Annotated in this window: 16 protein-coding genes and 1 tRNA gene; 11 read left to right on the forward strand and 6 right to left on the reverse strand. The window is 72.9% G+C overall.

Going from position 1 to position 20,496, the window contains the following annotated elements:
• Nucleotides 1–76: 76 nt before the first annotated feature.
• The 4 genes from CFP66_RS02690 to CFP66_RS02705 are packed head-to-tail and all read left to right on the forward strand — an operon-like array spanning nt 77 to nt 5,697.
• A complete protein-coding gene (locus tag CFP66_RS02690) occupies nt 77–1,048 on the forward strand; it encodes a 2-dehydropantoate 2-reductase N-terminal domain-containing protein (protein WP_094920127.1) in 972 nt (323 codons plus the stop codon).
• Nucleotides 1,045–2,286, forward strand: coding sequence for a glycosyltransferase (locus CFP66_RS02695; RefSeq protein WP_094920128.1), 1,242 nt, complete (start codon nt 1,045–1,047; stop codon nt 2,284–2,286). The genes CFP66_RS02690 and CFP66_RS02695 overlap by 4 nt, the downstream gene beginning before the upstream one ends.
• A complete protein-coding gene (locus CFP66_RS02700) occupies nt 2,283–4,268 on the forward strand; it encodes a right-handed parallel beta-helix repeat-containing protein (protein WP_094920129.1) in 1,986 nt (661 codons plus the stop codon). The genes CFP66_RS02695 and CFP66_RS02700 overlap by 4 nt, the downstream gene beginning before the upstream one ends.
• 43 nt (nt 4,269–4,311) lie before the next feature.
• A complete protein-coding gene (locus CFP66_RS02705) occupies nt 4,312–5,697 on the forward strand; it encodes a right-handed parallel beta-helix repeat-containing protein (RefSeq protein ID WP_094920130.1) in 1,386 nt (461 codons plus the stop codon).
• 63 nt (nt 5,698–5,760) lie between these two features.
• Here CFP66_RS02705 and CFP66_RS47795 read toward each other — a convergent pair whose 3' ends face one another.
• Nucleotides 5,761–6,048 carry a DUF2795 domain-containing protein gene (locus CFP66_RS47795; RefSeq protein WP_158228011.1) on the reverse strand — a complete coding sequence of 96 codons (288 nt, stop codon included), beginning with the start codon at nt 6,046–6,048 and terminating at the stop codon, nt 5,761–5,763.
• A gap of 214 nt (nt 6,049–6,262) precedes the next feature.
• Between CFP66_RS47795 and CFP66_RS02715 the strand changes: the two genes are divergently transcribed.
• The 6 genes from CFP66_RS02715 to CFP66_RS02745 all read left to right on the forward strand — a co-directional run bounded on the left by CFP66_RS02715 (nt 6,263) and on the right by CFP66_RS02745 (nt 13,635).
• Nucleotides 6,263–6,652 (forward strand): STAS domain-containing protein, encoded by a 390-nt coding sequence (locus CFP66_RS02715; RefSeq protein WP_094920131.1) that lies wholly within the window; start codon nt 6,263–6,265, stop codon nt 6,650–6,652.
• A 10-nt stretch (nt 6,653–6,662) separates the two neighbouring features.
• A tRNA-Sec gene (locus tag CFP66_RS02720) sits at nt 6,663–6,758 on the forward strand.
• 48 nt (nt 6,759–6,806) lie between these two features.
• Nucleotides 6,807–10,067 (forward strand): formate dehydrogenase, encoded by a 3,261-nt coding sequence (gene fdh, locus CFP66_RS02730; protein ID WP_369804971.1) that lies wholly within the window; start codon nt 6,807–6,809, stop codon nt 10,065–10,067.
• A gap of 107 nt (nt 10,068–10,174) precedes the next feature.
• Entirely contained in the window at nt 10,175–11,032 is an 858-nt protein-coding gene (locus CFP66_RS02735; protein ID WP_198961273.1) for a 4Fe-4S dicluster domain-containing protein, read from the forward strand.
• Nucleotides 11,032–12,054 carry an NrfD/PsrC family molybdoenzyme membrane anchor subunit gene (gene nrfD / locus CFP66_RS02740; RefSeq protein WP_094920134.1) on the forward strand — a complete coding sequence of 341 codons (1,023 nt, stop codon included), beginning with the start codon at nt 11,032–11,034 and terminating at the stop codon, nt 12,052–12,054. Before CFP66_RS02735 ends, nrfD begins: the two co-directional genes overlap by 1 nt.
• Before the next feature lie 207 nt (nt 12,055–12,261).
• A complete protein-coding gene (locus tag CFP66_RS02745) occupies nt 12,262–13,635 on the forward strand; it encodes an amidase (RefSeq protein ID WP_158228012.1) in 1,374 nt (457 codons plus the stop codon).
• 11 nt (nt 13,636–13,646) lie between these two features.
• Here the strand turns inward: CFP66_RS02745 and CFP66_RS02750 are convergent, their stop codons facing one another.
• The 5 genes from CFP66_RS02750 to selD form a co-directional block, all read right to left on the reverse strand.
• The gene (locus CFP66_RS02750; protein ID WP_094920136.1) at nt 13,647–15,017 is read right to left on the reverse strand and encodes an alkaline phosphatase PhoX; all 1,371 of its coding nucleotides are present in this window, start codon (nt 15,015–15,017) and stop codon (nt 13,647–13,649) included.
• 140 nt (nt 15,018–15,157) lie between these two features.
• Nucleotides 15,158–16,270 (reverse strand): PLP-dependent cysteine synthase family protein, encoded by a 1,113-nt coding sequence (locus tag CFP66_RS02755; protein ID WP_198961213.1) that lies wholly within the window; start codon nt 16,268–16,270, stop codon nt 15,158–15,160.
• Between the two features lie 11 nt (nt 16,271–16,281).
• Nucleotides 16,282–16,794, reverse strand: a complete 513-nt coding sequence (locus CFP66_RS02760) for an SET domain-containing protein (protein WP_158228013.1) — start codon at nt 16,792–16,794, stop codon at nt 16,282–16,284.
• 13 nt (nt 16,795–16,807) lie between these two features.
• A complete protein-coding gene (locus CFP66_RS02765) occupies nt 16,808–18,151 on the reverse strand; it encodes an alkaline phosphatase PhoX (RefSeq protein ID WP_094920139.1) in 1,344 nt (447 codons plus the stop codon).
• Nucleotides 18,152–18,488: 337 nt separating this feature from the next.
• Entirely contained in the window at nt 18,489–19,523 is a 1,035-nt protein-coding gene (gene selD, locus CFP66_RS02770) for a selenide, water dikinase SelD (protein ID WP_094920140.1), read from the reverse strand.
• Between the two features lie 138 nt (nt 19,524–19,661).
• Between selD and CFP66_RS02775 the strand changes: the two genes are divergently transcribed.
• Nucleotides 19,662–20,456, forward strand: a complete 795-nt coding sequence (locus tag CFP66_RS02775; protein WP_094920141.1) for a DivIVA domain-containing protein — start codon at nt 19,662–19,664, stop codon at nt 20,454–20,456.
• Nucleotides 20,457–20,496 lie beyond the last annotated feature (40 nt).

The raw sequence follows: 20,496 nt of genomic DNA on the forward strand, positions 1-20,496 counted from the left end.
GCACTCCGCTATTGCGGAACCATCTCCTCAGGGACGCGACCGGTTCAACCGCCCAGAATGGGGAAGGTGCAATTCCATGCAGTCGTCGAGGATCTTCATCGTCGGTTCCGGAGTCGTCGGGGCGGCGACCGGTGAGGGGTTCCTGAAGGCCGGGCACAAGGTGACGTTCATCGACGTCGCCCCCGCCCGCATCGCCGAGCTCGCCGCCCGCGGGTTCGACGTCCGCAGCGAGATCGACCTGTCCGGTGAACCGGAGTCGCTGCTGTTCCTCACCCTGCCCACCCCGAACGACGGGCACCGCTACGACCTGTCCGCGTTCGAGGCCGGCACCACCGCAGTGGGCAAGGCACTGGCCGGTTCCGCGACCCGCCACACCGTCGTCGTGCGCTCCACCGTGCCCCCGGGCACCACCGAGGGCCTTGTCGAGAACACCCTCGAGAAGCACTCCGGCATGACCGCGGGCGAAGGCTTCGGCCTGGCCTCCAACCCCGAGTTCCTCCGCGCGGTCTCCGCCGCCGAGGACTTCGCGCACCCGTGGATGACCGTGATCGCCAGCCGCGACCCGCAGACCGTGGAGCGCCTGCGCGACCTGCTCTCCCCCTTCGGCGGCGAGCTGCGCACCTTCGACGACCCGGCCCAGGCCGAGTTCATCAAGGCCGCGCACAACATCTTCAACGCCACCAAGATCAGCTTCTGGAACGAGATGTGGCTCGTCGCCCAGAAGATGGGCGTGGACCTCGACCCGATCGCCGCCACCGTGGCCCGCTCGGCGGAGGGTTCGATCAACCCCCAGTACGGCATCCGCGGCGGTGCCCCCTACGGCGGCGTCTGCCTCCCCAAGGACACCAACGGCTTCCTCGGCTTCGCCGACACCATCGGCGTCGACATGCCGCTGCTCACCGCGGTCGTCGAGACCAACGACCGCCTCGCCGCCATCGTCTCCGACGAGGTCGACACCGCCAGCCACGCCGCCAGCCACGCACAGCTGCGCGAGAGCGCCGCACACGGTGCCGTGACCGGCGGCCGGCAGCAGCACGAGCCGGCATGAACCTGCCCGTCTACTACTACGTGCTGGGCACCCCGCTCGGGGTGCTCGGGTTGTTCCGGTGGGCCTGCTGGCTGGTCCGGCGCATTCCCGCCGTGCTCTACCGCCCCATCCTGGACGAGCACCGCCTGTCGATGAGCCTGGTCGTGCCGGTGTACCAGGAAGACCCCGACATCTTCGCGGCGGCGATCGAGTCCTGGCTGGCCAACGACATCGAGGAAGTCATCCTCGTGATCGACTCCTCCGACCGGATCTGCCAGGAGATCGCCCGGCGCTACCCGGTCACCGTCATCATCACCACCGTTCCCGGCAAGCGGGACGCCCTGCGCCGCGGCTGGCGCAAGGCGACCACCGAGCTGGTGGCGCTGGTGGACTCGGACACGCTCTGGGCATCGGACGTGGCCCGGGAGGTGTGCAAGCCGTTCGCCGACCCCCGCATCGGCGGCGTCGGCACCCGCCAGAGCGTCTACGGCTCGAGGGGCTTCCTCGCCCGCATCACCGATATGTTCCTCGACCACCGCTACTTCGACGAGAACGCCAGCCAGAGCCTCCTGGGCAAGGCCGTCTCGTGCCTGTCCGGGCGCACCGCGGTCTACCGGCGCGCGTTGCTGCTGGAGATCGAGTCGGACTTCATGGACGAGACGTTCTGGGGCGTTCCGTGCCTGTCCGGCGACGACAAGCGCCTCACGACCCTCGTCCTCGAGCGCGGGCACCTGACCTACATGCAGCGCACCGCCGAGGTGTGGTCGACCTTCCCCGATCGCTGGCGGATCTTCTTCCGCCAGCGGCTGCGCTGGGCGCGCAACACCTGGCGCTCGGACCTGCGCGCACTGTCCAAGCGGTGGGTGTGGCACCACCCGTTCCTGGCCTACACCATGATCGACAAGGGCCTGGCCAGCTTCACGCTCCTGCTCGGCCCGATCTTCATGGTCGTCGCCCTCGTCAGCCAGAACTGGATCTTCGCGGGCGTGCTCGCCCTGTGGTGGCAGATCAGCCGATCGGCCAAGCTGCTGCCACACATCCGCCGACGGCCCTCGAGCTTCTTCCTGGTGCCGGGCTACGTCGTCGTCTCGTGGCTCATGGCGCTGATCAAGCTGCAGGCGTTGATGACGATCCGCCGCCAGCGCTGGCTGACCCGAGAGGTCGCCGTCGAGAACGGCGAGGTCGTGCGCACCTCCGAGCCCGCGCAGTACCCGCACCACCAGCAGCACCCGCAGCACCCCACGGAGATCGCGGTATGAGTGGCCGCCACCGCCATCGGCGCAGCGGCGCGCGGCTGCTCGCGGGGTGCGCGGTCGTCGGGCTCGCGGGCCTCCTCGGGGTGCAGGCCCTGCCCGGGGCCGCCGGCGCAGCCCCGATGCCGCTCGCCGCGACCCAGCCCGCACCCCACCACCCTGCGAGCCGGCCCGATGTGCGTCCGGCACAGCCGCCCGAGCCGGACCCCGACGGATCCGCGCGGGCCCGGGCCAATGCCGAGGCCGCCGAACGCGCCGCCGAACGCGCTGCCAAGCGCGCGAAGCAGGCCCGGCAGGCCCGCAGGACCTGGGACTCGCGAGGCCGGCCACACCGGCTGGTGATCATCCGGGACGACCGCATCGAATCCGTGTCCGAAGGGTCACTCTCCCGCAGCGTCTACCGGCAGGGCACGTCGACCATCGCCTCGCTCGACCGGGCCCTTCCCAGCTCATGGCTCACGGTCGGCGACGGTACGGCGGCGCTCGGCGCGACCATCGTCCTGACGCGCGGCGCCTCGCTCCAGATCGGCGGCGACGACGTGCGCACCCTCGTGCTGCAGGGCGGACCGACCGCGCAGGACGCCGCGTCGCTGCACACGGGCGGCGGTGAGGTCGCGCTCAACGCGGTCACCGTCACGTCCGCGGACGCCGCGAGCGGGCAGCCGCTGCCGCCCACCGCGGCCGGGCGGCCCTACATCGTGGTGTCCGAAGGAGGCCGCCTCGACGCCGTCGACAGCACGATCAGCGACCTCGGCACGCCCTCCGGCGGTCTGCGCGGGGGCGACCCGGGCGTCGTGTTCAACCACGACAGCACCGGTTCGATGGTGCGCACCACGTTGCAGCGCAACACCACGGGCCTCCAGCTGTCCCGCTCCCAGGGCGTGCACCTCGAGCAGGTCACCGTCAGCGAGTCGACCGCCGACGGGCTCGTCCTGTCCGGCGACCGGGCCACCACGATGAGCGGGATCCGCGCCGTCGGCAACGGCGAGAACGGGGTCGTGGTCTCCGGGGAGAGCTCGGACCGGCCGATCTCCGGGATCGTGACGAGCGGCAACGGCGGCTACGGCCTGGCGGTGATCGGCCAGACGGGGCCGCGGATCTCCGGGGTCGTCACCGCCACCGACGAGGCCGGCGGGTTGCGGGTGAACCGCTCCACCGACGTGCACGTCACCGACTTCACCGCCACCGACCAGCCCAGCGCGGTCTTCACCCACGTCGGCAGCACCGGCATCGTTCTCGACCACCTGCGCATCATCGGGGGCAGGCGCGGGGTGGTGGCAGAGAAGAGCACACGCAACCTCGAACTGCGCGCCTCCACCATCGAAGGCACCCGCGTCGCAGGCGTCGCCATCGGCGGCTCCGAGATCCTGCTGAGCGACGTGCAGGTCGCGGACTCCCGCGCGGGCGTGCGCATCGAACGCGGCGCCAGCGGGGTGCGCCTGGCCGGCCTGACCCTGAAGGGCGGCCGCGACGGGATCGTCGCGACACCCGGGACCAACGGCCTGGTGATCGCGGACGTGACCGCGCTCCACGTGGAGGCGGACGCGATCCGCAGCGGAAGTGTCGGTGCAGAGATCATCGGCGGCCGGATCACGGGCGGCGCCACCGGCATCGACGTGGCCGCGAGCACCTCGATCTCCGGGATCACCATCTCCGGGGCCGACGAGGGGATCCACTCGCGCGCACCCGAGCTCGTCCGCGCCGACGACGTGACGATCGACGCGCTCGAACTGGGCATCGAGAGCGCACCCGGGAGCCCGTTCCTGCTCACCGACTCGAGCGTGCACGCGCTCGAGGCCCTGCGTGGGCAGATCGCGCAGCGGGGGGACAACGACCTCAGCCTCCCGCCCCTCAACCTGCTCGGGGCGATCGGCGTGCCGCTGATCCTGCTGGCCGTCGTGCTGGAGCAGGTGCACCACACCCGGCAACGGCGGGTCGGCATCCACGGCAGGCGGCTGCCACCCGGGGTGCCGGTCGGCGCCGGATGACCGCCGGACCACTCAGGGACCCGATCCGACCGGAGACACGTCGATGACGACCCCGACACCGACGCCCGCCTCCCCCGCGGGCCAGAAGCCCGCGCGCGCCGCGCTGCTCGTGGCCACGCTCGGCGTACTGGGCGCCGCGCTCACCCTCGTGGTGAGTGCCTGTACCGCTCCCCCGCCGCAGCCGCTGGACCGCGTGCAGCCGGCCGCGCAGATCGTCGTGGACCCGGCAAACCCCTGCACCCGGCCGGCCGCGGCCGCGCCACCCGCACCGGCTGAACCGGCCGCGCCCGCCGAGGCCCGCTTCGACCCGGCCCTGAACAGCATCGTGCTCAGCGCGGGCACGGGGGTGACGCTCCCGGCGCTGGCGCAGGCCGTCGGCAACCCCGACCTCCTGCGCGAGGTCGCCCCCGGCGAGTGGCTCCTCGGAGCCGACCTCGCCGTGCTGCAGGGCGCGTCCCTGCAGATCACGAGCTCCACCGTGCGCTGGTTCAAGCTGGGGAACACCGCCGGGCGGACCGCGTCGGTGAAGGCGTTCGGCGGCGGCATCGAGATCAGCCGCACCTGCATCACCTCGTGGGACACCGCCACGAACACCGCCGACATGAACCTCGATGACGGACGCAGCTACATCCTCGCCCGCGACGGCGCCACGATGAACATCGACAACGCCGAGATCCGCTACCTCGGCAACGGCGACGTCGAGTCCTACGGCCTGTCCTGGCGCACCGAAGGCACCACCGGGAAGATCACCAACAGCGTCGTCTCCCACAACTACTACGGCCTCTACAGCTACGAGATCGGCGGGCTCGTCGTGGCCGACAACGAGTTCCACGACAACATCCTGTACGGGATCGACCCACATACCGGCTCACACGACATGACCATCGAACGCAATCTCGTGCACGACAACGGCAAGCACGGCATCATCCTCGCCGAGGACTGCGTCGACAGCGTCATCCGCGACAACTCGGTCTACCGGAACAACCACCACGGGATCGTGCTCTACCTCAATTCGGACCGGAACACCATCGAGAACAACGACACCTTCGCGAACGCCGCGCAGGGCATCAACATCAACGAGTCCAACGACAACACCGTCCGCGGCAACCGGGTCTACGACAACGTCGAATCCGGCATCGGCATCGCTCAGACCAGCCAGAACAACCTGATCGAGAACAACCAGGCCCGCGGCAACCAGAAGGACGGGATCCGCGTGGTGAGCGAGGCCTCGCAGACCACGCTGCGCGCCAACACCCTCGGCGAGAACGGCCGCTACGGCGTGTACGTCGATGTCGACGGCGACGTCGACATCGCCCGCAACATCATCTTCACGAACCGTTCCGGGATCATGCTCAAGGGCTCGGCCATCGTGCCCGACGGCGACAACCGCATCTTCAACAACGCCGAGGACGACATCGTCAAGGACTGATCGGTCGTTGCACCCGCTGCGGCCTGGCGAGGCACCGTTCCGCGCAGCAGGAGCAGGCAGTCCTCAGCGCAGCGGCCGGACCCGTCCGGGTACCGGCTGGAGGGACGGCCCGCCGGGCGAGGAGTCGCGCGCGCCGGACTGCTGCTCCCCGAACTCCGCGAGCGCCACGAGCACCGACCGCAGGTCGCGGTAGGTACCGGAGGGCAGAGCCCACAACTGCGCCCGCGTGGCGATGTCGGCGCCGTACTCCTCGGCCTGCATGATCAACTGCCATTTGGCCGCCGGGTACGGCGTTCCGGTCAGGATCTGGGACAGGCGCTCGACGTCGGAGCGGTAGTTGCTGCGATGCACGGTGCGGCCTCCTGTGGCGCAGCGCCGACGGCACTGGCGGTGCTGGCGGATACCCCGCATCGCACCGTCCAAACCGCGAGACCACGCGGGGGTGACGGGGGTGTTGTTGTGCGCCCCAGGGGCCGCCCGTAGGGTTGTGCAGCGGTCCACGACAACAGTCCGCACCACGAGCCCACGACAGACCTCCACGACAGACTTCGAGGAGCCGGTGCGCATGAGCGGCGAATTCCCCGCCGACCACGGGGGCACCGACGACGCCGACGAGATCGGCGAAGTCATCCGTTTCGACGTGGTGAGCCACGGCGACCACGCCCGCGTGATGCACGTCGTCGGAGAGATCGACACCCTCACCGCGCCGGTGCTGCGCAGCCGGCTCGACGAGCAGGTGTCCGCCGTGCGACTGCTCGTCCTCGATCTGTCCGACGTCACGTTCCTCGGCTCGGCCGGCCTGGCGGTGCTCGTCGCCGCCAAGGACGACGCCGACCGCCGCCGGCACACGCTGCGCCTCGTACCGGGCTCGCGGATCGTCACCCGCGCGCTCGAGGCCACCGGCCTGCTCGGCCTGTTCGAGATCGCCGACGGCGTGCCGCAGGCGCTCGGGTAACCTCCGCCGTGGAGGCGTCTGGGCGCCTGGTGGCCCCCGCGGTCTTCAACACCGACGTGGCCGAGTACCTCGGCCAGGCGGGTTCGATTCCCGTCCGCCTCCGCCATACCCAGGTTTGATCCATCCGCTCCGGGGGCACGTTCGGGCCGTGGGGATGCGGCAGTGGATCGGCAGCTGGCCCGTCGTCCGGCAGGTGACCGGGCCGGACCGAACAGCACGGGGTGACGCCGCGCGCTCGCCCCGCAGCGACGCGTTGCACCCGCGCCTGGCCGACGCCGACCGGGTCGTGCAGTCCATCTGCCCGTACTGCGCCGTGGGCTGCGGTCAGCGGGTGTTCGTGAAGGACGAGCAGGTCACCCAGATCGAGGGCGACCCGGACTCCCCCATCTCGCTCGGCAAGCTCTGCCCCAAGGGCGCGGCGTCCAAGCAGCTGGTGACCCGGCCGGACCGGCTCACGAAGGTCCGCTACCGACGTCCGGGCGGCACCGAGTGGGAGGACCTCGACCTCGACACGGCGATGCAGATGATCGCCGACCGCGTCCTCGACACCCGCCGCCGCACCTGGCAGGACACCGACGAGGACGGCCAGCCGCTGCGTCGCACGATGGGGATCGCCCACCTCGGCGGCGCCACGCTGGACAACGAGGAGAACTACCTCATCAAGAAGCTGTACACAGCGCTGGGCGCGATACAGGTCGAGAACCAGGCCCGTCTTTGACACAGCTCCACGGTTCCCGGTCTGGGGGCCTCCTTCGGCCGCGGCGGCGCCACGACGTTCCAGCAGGACCTCGCGAAGAGCGACTGCATCGTGATCCAGGGCTCGAACTTCGCCGAGTGCCATCCGGTCGGCTTCCAGTTCGTGATGGACGCGAAGCTGCGCGGGGCGAAGGTCATCCACGTCGACCCGCGCTTCACCCGCACCAGCGCGCTCGCCGACCTGCACGTCCCCCTGCGGGCCGGCACGGACATCGCGCTGCTCGGCGGCTTGATCAACCACGTGCTGACCGAGGGGAAGGAGTTCCGCGAGTACGTCGTGGCGTACACGAACGCCGCGGCGATCATCAGCGAGGACTACCGCGACACCGAGGACCTCGACGGCCTGTTCAGCGGCTGGGACGCCGACACCGGCGCCTACGACATCACGTCCTGGGAGTACGCGGGCACGCCCGTCGCGGCCGCGGCGGGCGACCGGGGGCGGCCGTTGCCCGGTGCGGGCGACGGACAGGAGGACGGGCAGCAGGAGCGTCGCGAGGAGCAGCACGGCGGCGACGAGCAGAAGGAGACCGCGGGCGGGGACCAGTACGGCAGCGGCGGCGCCTCGGTCGGTGCCAAACCCGAGCGCGACGAGACGCTGCAACACCCGCGGTGCGTGTTCCAGATACTGAAGCGGCACTACGCGCGCTACACGCCGGAGTTCGTGGCGCAGGTCTGCGGCATCCCGGAGGAGACCTTCGCCGAGCTCGCCCGGTCGATCACCGAGAACAGCGGCCGGGAACGCACCACCAACTGGTCCTACGCGGTGGGCTGGACCCAGCACAGCGTGGGGGTGCAGTACATCCGCGCCGCGTCGATCCTGCAGACGCTGCTGGGCAACATCGGCCGGCCGGGCGGCGGGATCATGGCCCTGCGCGGGCACGCGAGCATCCAGGGCTCCACCGACATCCCGACGCTGTTCAACATCCTGCCCGGCTACCTGCCGATGCCGGCCACCGACGAGCGCGGTCGGTCGCTGGCGAGCTACATCGAGCCGGACGCCGGCAAGGCCGGCTTCTGGGGCGACATGCCCAGCTACATCACGAGCCTGTTGAGGGCCTGGTTCGGCGACGCCGCGACGGCCGAGAACGAGTACGGGTTCGGGTGGCTCCCGCGCCTGACCGGCGACCACAACAACTACCGCACGGTCCTCGACATGCTCGAGGGCAAGGTGCCCGGCTACATCGTCGCGGGAGAGAACCCGGCGGTCGGCGGGGCCAACGCGCGGCTGCAGCGCCTGGCGCTCGCGAAGGCCGAGTGGCTCGTCGTCCGCGACATGTCGTGCATCGAGACGGCGACGTTCTGGAAGAACGCCCCCGAGATCGAGGCCGGGGAGCTGCGCACGGAGGACATCGACACCGAGGTGTTCCTCCTCCCAGCGGCGACGCACGTGGAGAAGGACGGCACGTTCACCAACACCCAGCGGCTGCTGCAGTACCGACACAAGGCGGTGGAGCCGCCCGGGGACGCGCGCAGCGACCTGTGGTTCTTCTACCACCTCGGCCGGATCGTCAAGGAGCGGCTGGCCGGCTCCGACGACCCGCGCGACGCGCCGGTCAAGGCGCTCACCTGGGGGTACGAGACCCACGGCCCGAAGGCCGAACCGTCGGCCGACCACGTGCTGCGCGAGATCAACGGCTACGGCCCGGACGGTGAGCTGCTGACCTCCTACACCCAGCTGTCCGACGACGGATCCACCCGCTGCGGCTGCTGGATCTACTGCGGCGTCTACGCCGACGGCGTCAACCAGGCGGCGCGGCGCAAGCCCGCCCGGGAGCAGGACTGGGTGGCAGCGGAGTGGGCCTGGGCATGGCCCGCCAACCGCCGGCAGCTCTACAACCGCGCGTCGGCCGATCCCGAGGGGCGGCCGTGGAGCGAACGCAAGGCGCTGATCTGGTGGGACGGGGAGCGCTGGACCGGCAAGGACGTGCCTGACTTCCCGCTCGACACGGCCCCGGACTACGAGCCGCCCCCGGACGCGAAGTCCGGCAAGGCGCTCTCGGGCACCGACCCGTTCATCATGCAGACCGACGGGAAGGCGTGGCTGTTCGCTCCCGCGGGCCTGGTCGACGGGCCGCTGCCCACGCACTACGAGCCGGTCGAGACGCCCTACCGCAACCTGCTGCACCCCGGCCACACGAGCAACCCCGCGGCCATCACCTACGACAGCCCGGAGAACCCCCACCACCCGCCCGGGTCGGCGGTGTTCCCGTTCGTGCTCACCACCTACCGGCTCACCGAGCACCACACCGGTGGTGGCATGTCCCGGTTCCTGCCCTACCTGGCCGAGCTGCAACCCGAGGCGTTCTGCGAGGTCTCGCCGGAGCTCGCGCGCGAACGCGGGCTCACCCACCTCGGCTGGGCCACGGTCGTCACCGCGCGCAGCGCGATCGAGCTCAAGGTGCTCGTGTCCGAGCGGATGCAGCCGCTGCGCATCGCAGGTCAGGAGAGCCACCAGATCGGCGTGCCGTGGCACTACGGCCACAACGGGCTCGCCACCGGCGACAGCGCCAACGACCTGCTGTCGATCACGCTCGACCCCAACGTCCACATCCAGGAGTCCAAGGTGCTGACCTGCGACATCAGGCCCGGGAGGCGCCCTCGCGGGCCCGAGCTGCGCGAGCTCGTGGCGGAGTACCGGCGCCGGGCGGGGCTGGCGTGAGCGACCACCCGGGCCACCCCGTCGAGCGCGCCGAGCCGGGCGCGGGCACGGCCTCGGACCCGACCGCCGGGTTCACCGGCAACGTCGGCACGCCGATCACCACGCCGATGACCGGCCAGACCGAGCGCGCCGAGTGGATCGGGATGCCCGACCAGCGCCCGCCCCGGCTGGGCTTCTTCACCGACACCTCGGTGTGCATCGGGTGCAAGGCCTGCGAGGTGGCCTGCAAGGAGTGGAACCTCGTCCCGGCCGACGCCGGCCCGAGCGGCAGCGGCTCCACGCAGATGGCCGGCCTGGACCTGCTCGGCATGTCCTACGACAACACCGGCGATCTCGGGGCCAACACCTGGCGCCACGTCGCGTTCGTGGAGACGCAGCACCGCTCCGGGCCGCAGGAGGGCGATGTGCGCTGGCTCATGTCCTCGGACGTCTGCAAGCACTGCACCCACGCGGCATGCCTCGACGTCTGCCCCACCGGCGCGCTGCTGCGCACCGAGTTCGACACCGTCTACGTGCAGCCCGACATCTGCAACGGCTGCGGCTACTGCGTGCCCGCCTGCCCGTACGGGGTCATCGACATCCGCCCCGAGGACGGGCGGGCGTTCAAGTGCACCCTCTGCTACGACCGCACCAAGGACGGGCTCACCCCCGCCTGCGCCCAGGCGTGCCCGACCGAGTCCATCCAGTACGGACCGCTCGACGAGCTGCGCGAGCGCGCCGACCAGCGGCTGGCCACGCTGCACGGGCAGGGCGTGCCGGAGGCACAGCTCTACGGCCGCGACCCGGACGACGGCGTCGGCGGCGACGGCGCGTTCTTCCTGCTGCTCGACGAGCCGGAGACCTACGGGCTGCCCCCGGACCCCGTCGTCACCACCCGGGACCTGCCGGCGATGTGGAAGCGCGCCGCAGTCGCCGCGGCCGGGCTGGCGGCGGCCGCCGCCGCGGCGTTCCTGGGGAGCGGCTGATGGGCAGGCGCAACCGCATCCGGGGCTCGATGGTCCCCGAGGCCGAGTTCACCTCCTACTACGGCCGCCCGATCCTCAAGAAGCCGACGTGGAAGAACCCGGACGTCCCGCTGTACCTGTGGGTGGGCGGCCTGGCGGGCACCTCGTCGGTCATCGCCGCGCTGGCCGATGCCACCGGCCGTCCGGTGCTGCGCCGCGGCGGCCGTCTCGCCGCCGCTGCGGGCGCGGCGGCCGGCACCGTCGCGCTGGTCCACGACCTCGGCCGGCCGGCCCGGTTCCTGCACATGCTGCGGGTCATCAAGCCGACCTCCCCGCTGTCGGTGGGGTCGTGGATCCTCGCCCCGTTCGCCGGGGCGGCGTCCGCGGCGGCAGCGTCGGAGGTCACCGGCCTCGCACCCGCGCTGGGCCGCGTCGCCGGCTGGGGCGCCGCCGCGCTCGGGCCTGCGCTGGCGAGCTACACGGGGGTGCTGCTCGCCGACACCGCCGTCCCCGCGTGGCACGAGGTGCACGGCGAGCTGCCGGTGCTGTTCGCCGCGAGCGGCGCGGCGGCGGGTGCGGGCACCCAACTGGTCATCACGGGGCTCGCCGGGCCGCGTCGCGAGCGCACGCCGATGATCCGCCTGGCCGTGGCAGGCGCCGCCGCCGAACTCGCGGCCGGGGAGATCCTGGAACGCCGCCTGGAACGTCTGCCCGGTGGTGTCGTGGACGCCTGGCGCACCGGCAAGGCCGGGCGGTGGAACCGCCTCGCCCACGTCCTGACCGCGGCAGGCGGCCTCGGGGCTCTGCTGGCAGGCCTGCGCGGGCGGCCCGGCCGGGTGGCCGCCGTCGCGTCCGGGACGGCGCTGGCCGCGGGCTCGCTCGCCACCAGGTTCGCCGCCTTCGAGGCCGGCATGGCCTCGGCGGCCGACCCGCAGCACGTGATCGCCCCGCAGCGGGCCCGCCTCGCGGCGGACGGGCCGGCGAGCGCCGAGGGCTCCTGGCTCGCCGGCGAACGCGCCACCCGCCCCGTCCCCCGCTCCTGAAACCCCCGCGAGGAGCGCGACACACGCACCCCAGACCCCGACTCGCGGAAGCGAGGCGAGGCGAGGCCCCCACCCCCGCGAGTCGGGCTCTGAGTGCGTTCGTGTCGCGCTCCGGGTGCACCCCTCGGCATGATCGACACCCCCGACCGGGGGCTCGCCCGGCGGGTCGTTGCCATGATCACCGCAGATCAGTGCCATGGTGGAGGGATGGAGGGCCTCGACCTGACCGCGGACCTGACCGCACTCACGGCGGCCGAGATCGTGTCACGGGTGCATGACGGGCGCAGCAGCGCCGTCGACGTCGCACGCGCCCACCTCGCCCGGATCGCCGCTCACGACCCGGAGATCGGCGCGTTCGCCGAGCACGACCCCGAGCGGGTGCTCGCCGAGGCCGGAGGCGTCGACTCGCGCGCCGACCGGTTCGCGCTCCCCCTCGCCGGCGTGCCGGTGGTCGTCCCGGACGACGTGGACGTCGCCGGCTACCCCACCCGCCACGGCTCCGCCGCCACGCCCACCGAGCCGGCGCGCCGCGACGACGAGCTGGTGAAGCGCATGCGCGCCGCGGGGGCCGTCGTGATCGGGAAGGCGCGGATGCCCGAGCTCGCGGTCTGGGGGTTCTCGCACGGCATCACGCGCAACCCCCTCGACCCCACGCTCGACCCCGGCGGCTCCGGTGTGGCCGCGGCGGTCTCGGCCCGGATGGCGGTGCTGGCCATCGCCACCGACGGCGGGGGCGCGATCCGCAACCCCGCCGCCTGCTGCGGGCTCGTGGGGCTCAAGCCGGGACCGCAGGTGGTGCCCCTGCCCCGGGGCGCCGAAGAGCACTGGTGCGGGCTCAGCGCCACCGGCCCCGTCGCGCGCACCGCGGGGGATGCCGCGTTGCTGCTCGGTGCGCTCACGAAGAGCAGCGTCGATCTCGACGTGCCCGGTCCACGCCGCGTCGCGCTCTCGCTGCGGGTCCCGTGGCCGGTGGGCCGCCTGCAGCCCGACCACCGCGCCGCCGCGATCGGCGCGGCAGCCCGGCTGCGGGCCGGGCCGGGCGCCGCCGTCGTCGCGTTCGCCGACCCGCCCTACCCGCGGGGGCTCGCCACACAGTGGATCCGCCGCTGGCAGGCCGGGGTCGCGCGGGAGGCCGAGGCCATCGGCCTCGACATCGACGCCGCGGAACGGCGCACCGCGGCCGTCGTGCGCAAGGGCAGGCGCGTCCTGCGCCTCACCCCGCCCGGCCCGGCAGCGCCGGCGGCATGGCGTGAGCGGGTGCTCGCGTGGATGGACGAGGGCGGGTACGACGTGCTGCTCGGCCCCGCCACGCTCCGGCCCCCCGTGCGTGCCGGTGCGATGGTCGGGCAGGGATACCGGACGAGCCTGCTGGCCATGGCCACCCGCCTCCCGTGCGCACCGGCGTGGAACCTGGCCGGGCTCCCCGCGGTGGTGGCGCCGGTGCTGATCGGCAGCCGGCCCGTGGGCGTCCAGCTGGTCGGGCGGCCGGGAGCCGAGGCCGCCCTGCTCGCCGCCGCGGCCCGGCTGGAACGCCGCGTCGTCCCGGCCGGGGGCGCGGCAGCCACCCGCGTGTACGCCTGAGGCTGCGGCCGTCAGCGCTGGTTCCGCCACGGGCCCGTGATCGCGAACATGGTCCCCGGTGTCTGGACGTTCGCGAACAGCACCTTCTTGTCGTGCGAGTACACCGGGCCGGTGAACTCGGTGTCGCCTGCCTGGTTGCGGGCCATCTCGAACGCGTCCCCGCCCTCCGTGACACCGACGAGGTACTGCGCGCCCTCGCCGTCCTCGGCGAGGATCAGCCCGCCCCACGGGGAGACGGTGATGTTGTCCGGGCCGTCGAACGTGCCGCCGGGCGCGAAGCGCAGGCGCAGCGTGAGCGTGGTGCGCCTGGGGTCGTAGAACCACACCTGGCCGTCGTGCGGCACCGGGCTCTCCTCGCGGGCGAAGCTCGTCACGATGTACGCGCCGTTGTCGCCCCACCACGCGCCCTCGAACTTGCGCCCGCGGGTCACCTCGCCGTCCTCGAACTGGTTGCGGGTGGAGACCGTGCGCGCGTCCCGGTCCGGCACCTCGACCCAGGTGACGTCGTAGGTCGTGCCCACCTCGGTCGCACGGGACAGGTCGTCCACGGCCGCACCCTTCGCGTCCGTGCAGCGCATCGCGCCGAGGGCCCCGTCGGTCGGGCCCAGCTCACGCAGGCCTCCCTTGCGCGGCTTGTACCCGGCAGGCGGCTCCCAGCGGTAGAGCAGCCCGTTCGGGTTCGACGCGTCCTCGGTGAGGATGATGTCGCCGCGCGTCGGGTCGACGGCCACGGCCTCGTGCGAGAACCGGCCGAGGGCCTTGATCGGCTGCGGGTCCCGGTTGGCCGCCGCGTCGAACGGATCGACCTCGAACACGTAGCCGTGGTCCACGGTGGCACCGCTCTCGCCCGCGCGGTCCTCGGTCTCCTCGCAGGTGAGCCAGGTGTCCCAGGGCGTGATCCCGCCCGCGCAGTTCGTGGAGGTGCCGGCGATGCCGACGAACTCGCGGATGCGTTCGCCGTCGCGGTCGGTCTCGACGATCGTGCAGCCACCCGCGCTGCCCGGGTCGTAGGTGAGGCCCTCGAGGTGCGGCACCGGCAGCGGCGCGACGGCGAACGCGTCGCCGATCTCGTGGTTGTAGACGATCGTGGTGCCGCCCGCCTTCCCGCGGAAGGCGCCGGCGCCGTCGTGGTAGCTCGGCGTGGGCTCCCCCGAGTCGAGTCGCGTGGTGCCCGCCTCGGTGACGATCGAGTAGCTGAATCCCTCCGGCAGCGCGAGGCGCCCGGCCGGGTCCGGGACGAGCGGACCGTAGCCCGGGCCCGCGGGGGCGGCCGCCGCGTTGGGGGCGGTCTGCAGCAGGTCGCTCGCTCCCAGCAGGACGACGCCTGCGCCGACGCCGGCGCTGCGGCTGAGGAATCCCCGGCGGGACAGTCCCTCGGACATGGGTGGATCTCCGTTCGCTGCGCGGCCGGTCGGGTGTCACCCGACCGGGTGGTGGCCGGCGCAGACGTTGGCCCATGCTGACGTCGAACAGGTGAACACCACCCGTCCGGACGCGGACCGTCAGCGAGCCGTTGGCGCAGCTAGTGGCCCCCGCCGGACGGAGGCGCCCACTCCCCCGTCTCGAGGAACCGCTCCAGCGTCGTGGTGTAGGGCTCCAGGTCCATGCCCTGCTCGGCCACCCAGCCGTCGTCGTAGTAGCTGTGGCTGTAGCGCTCGCCGCCGTCGCAGATCAGCGTGACGACGCTGCCGCGCACCCCCTCCGCGCGCATCCGCGCCACCAGCTGCCAGACCCCCCACAGGTTCGTGCCCGTCGAGCCACCCGCCCACCGGCCGGTGACGGCGTGCAGGTGCCGCGCCGCCGCGACGCTGGCCGCGTCGGGCACCGGGATCATCAGGTCGATCACGCTGGGGACGAAGCTGGGCTCCATCCGGGGACGCCCGATGCCCTCGATCCGCGACGGCATCCCGGTGCCGTAGTCGGGAGCCCCGGTGACCCAGCCGGGGAAGAACGCCGAGTTCTCCGGGTCCACCACCGCCAGGCGCGTGCAGTGGCGCCGGTAGCGCAGGTAGCGCCCGATCGTCGCCGACGTGCCGCCGGTGCCCGCGCCCATCACGATCCACTCCGGCACCGGGTGACGTTCCAGCCCCAGCTGCTCGAAGATCGACTCTGCGATGTTGTTGTTGCCCCGCCAGTCGGTGGCGCGCTCGGCGTAGGTGAACTGGTCGAGGTAGTGGCCGCCGGTCTCGTCGGCGAGCCGCTGCGCCTCGGTGTACATCTCGGGCGGGTGGTCCACGAAGTGGCAGCGGCCGCCGTAGCGCTCGATCAGCGCGATCTTCTCCGGGCTCGTGCGCCGCGGCATCACCGCCACGAACGGCACCCCGATCAGCCGCGCGAAGTAGGCCTCCGACACCGCCGTGGACCCCGAGCTCGCCTCGACGACGGTCGTGCCCTCCACGATCCAGCCGTTGGCCAGCGCGTACAGGAACAGCGACCGGGCCAGCCGGTGCTTGAGGCTGCCGGTCGGGTGCACCGACTCGTCCTTGAGGTAGACGTCCACGCCCCACTCCGACGGGAGCGGGAACACGTGCAGGTGCGTGTCGGCGGAGCGGTTGGCGTCGGCCTCCACGAGCCGGATCGCCTCGGTCACCCAGGCGCGGGTGCGGTGGCAGGAGCGGTCGACGGGTTCGGGCACGCCCCCGAGTATCAACCGTCGAACCGCGCGAGCACCGCGGGCACCCAGTGCTCCCCGTATCGCGCGCGCAGCTGCGGCAGCCGCCAGTCGCCCCCGGTCACCCGGCCCCGGCACAGGGCCGACGCGCAGGCGCAGTCGAGCACGAACGCCTCCTGGTCCGTGCTGGTGGCGTAGTCGTTGGTCACCTCCTCGCCCTCGGCGATGTCACGGCGCGCGGCGAGGGTGACGGCGTCGGTCCACCAGGTGTTGGGGTCGCAGCTGTGGTTCGCGCGGCCGGCCGGAGCACCGGCGGGCAGGACGAGGTGCCGGTCGTGCCCGATCGTGATCGTGTCGACGTAGGGGCGCTCCCCGCGGGTGGCCGCCGCGAGGAGCGCCTCCAGCTCGCGCGTGGAGACGATGTCCCCGCCGAGACGGGTGACCACGGTGCCGGCCGCGATCGGCGCGACCGCGACGTGACCGCGCCCGTGCACGGACGAGTGCCGGACGACGACGTGCGGGTGCAGCCACGGGGCGGGCGTGTCCACGACGCCCAGTGTGTCACCCCCAGGGACCGGTGATTGCGAACAGCGTTCCCGGCACCTGGACGTTGGCGAACAGCACGCGCCCGTCGCGGCTGAAGACCGGGCCGGTGAACTCGCTGCCCTCCTCCGTGCGCGCCACCCGGAAGGTCGTGCCGTCCTCGGTGGCGCCGACGAGGTGGTTGCCCGAGTTCCCGTCCTCCGCGATGATCACGCCGCCGTGCGGCGAGACGCTGATGTTGTCCGGGCCGTCCGCCCCGTCCTCCTCACCGGCGAACAGCAGGCGGAGCGTGATCGTCGACGCGCGCGGGTCGTAGAACCACACCTGCCCCCGGTGGCTGCCGGGGCTGTCGCCGCCGGTGTAGCTCGACACGACGTAGGCCCCGCTCGCGCCGTTCTGCCCGGGACCCCACCACGCGCCCTCCAGCTTGTGCGCGCGGGTGACCCGGCCGTCGTCGAACTGGGTGCGGGTCGGCTCCTCCCGCGCGTCGCGGTCGGACACCTCCACCCACTCCACGGCGTAGGTCGTGCCGGCGGACCCGGCGCGGGAGAGGTCGTCCACGTGCTCGCCCGACTCGTCGGTGCAGCTCATCGCGCCCAGCGCGCCGTCGGTGTCGCCGAGCTCGCGCAGCACCCCTCGGTCTCCCCGGAACCCCGAGGGCGGGGCCCAGCGGTAGACGAGCCCGTTCGGACCCGAGTCGTCCTCGGTGAGATAGACGTCGTGGGAGGCGGGGTCCACCGCGAGCGCCTCGTGCACGAACCGGCCCAGCGCCTTCACCGGCTGCGGGTCGACGAGGGCGGCGCGGTCGAACGGGTCGACCTCGAAGACGTAGCCGTGGTCTCGCTCCAGCGCTCCGTCGCCGGCACGGGAGTCGGTCTCCTCGCAGGTCAGCCAGGTGCCCCAGGGCGTCACGCCGCCCGCGCAGTTGGTGGAGGTGCCGGCGATCCCGACCCGCTCGTTCACGGCCCGGCCCTTCGCGTCGGTGACGACGATCGTGCAGCCGCCCGCGGCACCCGGGTCGTAGACCAGCCCGTCCCGGTGCGGGACGGCCAGGTCGGTACCCACCTGCTCCCGGATCTCGTGGTTGACCACCAGGACGGTGCCGCCGCCCGCGGCCGCGAACGCCCCGGTGCCGTCGTGGTTGCGCGGCGTGGGCTCACCGGTCTCCAGCTCGGTCTTCCCCGCCTCGGTGACGATCGTGTAGCCGAACCCCTCCGGCAGCGCGAGCCGCCCCTCCGGGTCATCGACCAGATCCCCGTACCCCACCGCGGGCCCGGCCGTCACCCGCAGCACCTCGGGCGCCCCGACGAGGACGATCCCGGCCGCCGACCGCTGGAGGAACCCACGCCGTGACAGCACCATGGCAGGGCATGCAAGCCGAGCCGTCGCCCGTCGCGTGGGAGAACCGGCCGCCGGTGCCCCGATCGGACGAACAGCGCGACCCGACGGAGCGACTCGCGCGACGAAGATCGCGACTATCGGTTGTCCATTGCTCCTCGCGCAACCATGGACACCCGATACTCATCGGTAACCCGGTCGCCCCGCCCCCCGGCGCACGACCCCTCCGTCCGCGACACACGCGCACCCAGTCCCCGACTCGCGGGAGACAGCACGCGACTCGCGGGACAGCGCGCACTCCCCGCTCCGCGAGTCGGGCGTCCATGTCCGCGAGTCGGGGTGTCGTGTGCGCGAGTCGGGGTCAGTGCAGGGCGATCCGGCCCGTGCCCGTGCGCACCGTGCCGATCACGGCGGCCGGGGGGCCGAGCTGCGCCACCGCGGCGGCCGCGGCGGCCGGTGTGGCGCCGAAGAGCAGGCCGCCGGAGGTCTGGGCGTCGGCGAGCAGCAGGACCTCCAGCTCGCTGCGCCCGCCCGCGTCCACCTGCGGAGCCACCCACTCGCGGTTGCGTCCGCTGCCCCCGGGGACGGTGCCGGTGGCCGCGAGCTCCCGCACCCCCGGCAGCACCGGCACCGCATCGACGTCGAGCACGGCGTCGACCCCGGACGCCGCGGCCATCTTCGCGAGGTGCCCGAGCAGCCCGAACCCGGTGACGTCGGTGCAGCCGGTGGCCCCTGCGGCCAGGGCGGCGCGGGCGGCGGGTGCGTTGCTCGCCGTCATCGAGGCCACCGCGGCCTCGGGAAGCCCCGCGGGAGCCGTGCCTGCCTTGATCGCGGTCGTCGCCACCCCGACCCCCAGCGCCTTCGTGAGCACGAGGGCGTCGCCGTCGCGCAGGCCGGTGTTGGTGAGGATCCGGTCCGGGTGCACCTCCCCGATGACCGCGAGGCCGTACTTCGGCTCCGGGTCGTCCACGCTGTGGCCGCCGACCACCGCGAAGCCGCTCTCCGCGCCGATCTCGGCGCCGCCCGCCAGCACCTCGGCCAGCATCGACACCGGCAGCTCCGACGACGGCCACGCCACGAGGTTCAGCGCGAAGAGCGGCCGGCCGCCCATCGCGAAGACGTCGGACACGGCGTTCTGCGCGGCGATCCGACCCCAGGTGCGCGGGTCGTCCACGACGGGGGTGAAGAAGTCCGTGGTCGCGACCAGCGCCCGCTCGTCGTCGAGCCGCCATACCGCGGCGTCGTCGCCGGTCTCGGTGCCCACGAGCAGGTCGGCGGAACGCGACGGGGTCAGGGCGCCGAGCAGTTCGGCGACCACCGCGGGCCCGAGCTTGCAGCCGCACCCGGCTCCGTGGCTGAACTGGCTGAGCCTGCGGAAGGGCGCGTGATCGGGCACGGGGAGAGCCTAGGGGCGAAGGCTGTGGCCGCACAGGAGCGCCGGATCCGGTGACGTATACCACCGCCGGTCGCAAGCAGCCTCCCGCCCGCCGACTCCAGATGGAGGAAACCGTATCGAGCGAACACACTACTCGGCGTGACGATCAGCACCCCCCAGAACACCGTCCATGGCAGTGGGGGCGGCACGTCCCCCGCTGGGGCCTCGTTCGACATCGTCCGGCGCGGTTACGACCGTGACCAGGTCGATGCGCAGATGCGGGAGCTCCGGGACCGGATCGGCGCCGCCGAATCCGCCCGCAAGTCCGCCGAGCAGCGCTCCCGGGCCATCGAGGGCGAGCTGCGCACCACGCGCGCCCAGCAGCCCGACGGCCCGATCTCCCAGGAGAGCTTCGGCTTCCGGGCCGAGAAGATCCTGCGGCTCGCCGAGCACGAGGCGGCCGACGTCCGCAGTCGGGCGGCCAACGAGGCCACCGCCCTCGTCGAGCAGGCCCGGGCCGACGCCGAGCGGCACCGCCACGAGGTCGAGCAGAAGCTCATCGCGCGCTCGGCCGAGCTCGACCAGGAGGCCGCGCAGCGCAACGTCACCATCCAGGAGCGCGAGCAGCAGGCCGCCGCCACCCTCGCGGCCGCGCGCGAGGACGCCACCCGCATCAACGACGACGCGCGCCACGCCGCCGACAAGCTGCTCTCCGAGGCCCAGACCCGCGCGGACGAGGTGCGCCAGCGCAGCGACCAGGACCTCAAGCGCCGACGTGAGTCCGCCGACCAGGAGCTGCGCCGCATCGGCTCGCTCCACGAGGGCGTGCGCAACGAGATGGCCCGGCTGCACAAGCTCCTCGGCACCGAGCTCGGTGAGGGGGCTGCCCGCGCCCCCGAGAAGCCTGCCGAGCGCAACGGCACTGCCCAGCCGGTGAGCCAGCCCCGCTCGTAGCCGGTCCCGCTCGTGGGCCCGTCCGGCGCCGGGAGCCTCC

Origin of the sequence: Pseudonocardia sp. MH-G8, from assembly GCF_002262885.1 — a bacterium.
GTDB lineage: Bacteria > Actinomycetota > Actinomycetes > Mycobacteriales > Pseudonocardiaceae > Pseudonocardia.

What these genes read in the sequence shown, in the direction of transcription:
- CFP66_RS02735 (WP_198961273.1), top strand. Translation starts at nt 10,175, where the DNA reads ATGACCGGCCAGACCGAGCGCGCCGAGTGGATCGGGATGCCCGACCAG.
- CFP66_RS02765 (WP_094920139.1), bottom strand. Translation starts at nt 18,151, where the DNA reads ATGGTGCTGTCACGGCGTGGGTTCCTCCAGCGGTCGGCGGCCGGGATC.
- CFP66_RS02745 (WP_158228012.1), top strand. Translation starts at nt 12,262, where the DNA reads ATGGAGGGCCTCGACCTGACCGCGGACCTGACCGCACTCACGGCGGCC.
- CFP66_RS02695 (WP_094920128.1), top strand. Translation starts at nt 1,045, where the DNA reads ATGAACCTGCCCGTCTACTACTACGTGCTGGGCACCCCGCTCGGGGTG.
- CFP66_RS02700 (WP_094920129.1), top strand. Translation starts at nt 2,283, where the DNA reads ATGAGTGGCCGCCACCGCCATCGGCGCAGCGGCGCGCGGCTGCTCGCG.
- CFP66_RS02715 (WP_094920131.1), top strand. Translation starts at nt 6,263, where the DNA reads ATGAGCGGCGAATTCCCCGCCGACCACGGGGGCACCGACGACGCCGAC.
- CFP66_RS02705 (WP_094920130.1), top strand. Translation starts at nt 4,312, where the DNA reads ATGACGACCCCGACACCGACGCCCGCCTCCCCCGCGGGCCAGAAGCCC.
- CFP66_RS02690 (WP_094920127.1), top strand. Translation starts at nt 77, where the DNA reads ATGCAGTCGTCGAGGATCTTCATCGTCGGTTCCGGAGTCGTCGGGGCG.
- nrfD (WP_094920134.1), top strand. Translation starts at nt 11,032, where the DNA reads ATGGGCAGGCGCAACCGCATCCGGGGCTCGATGGTCCCCGAGGCCGAG.
- CFP66_RS02750 (WP_094920136.1), bottom strand. Translation starts at nt 15,017, where the DNA reads ATGTCCGAGGGACTGTCCCGCCGGGGATTCCTCAGCCGCAGCGCCGGC.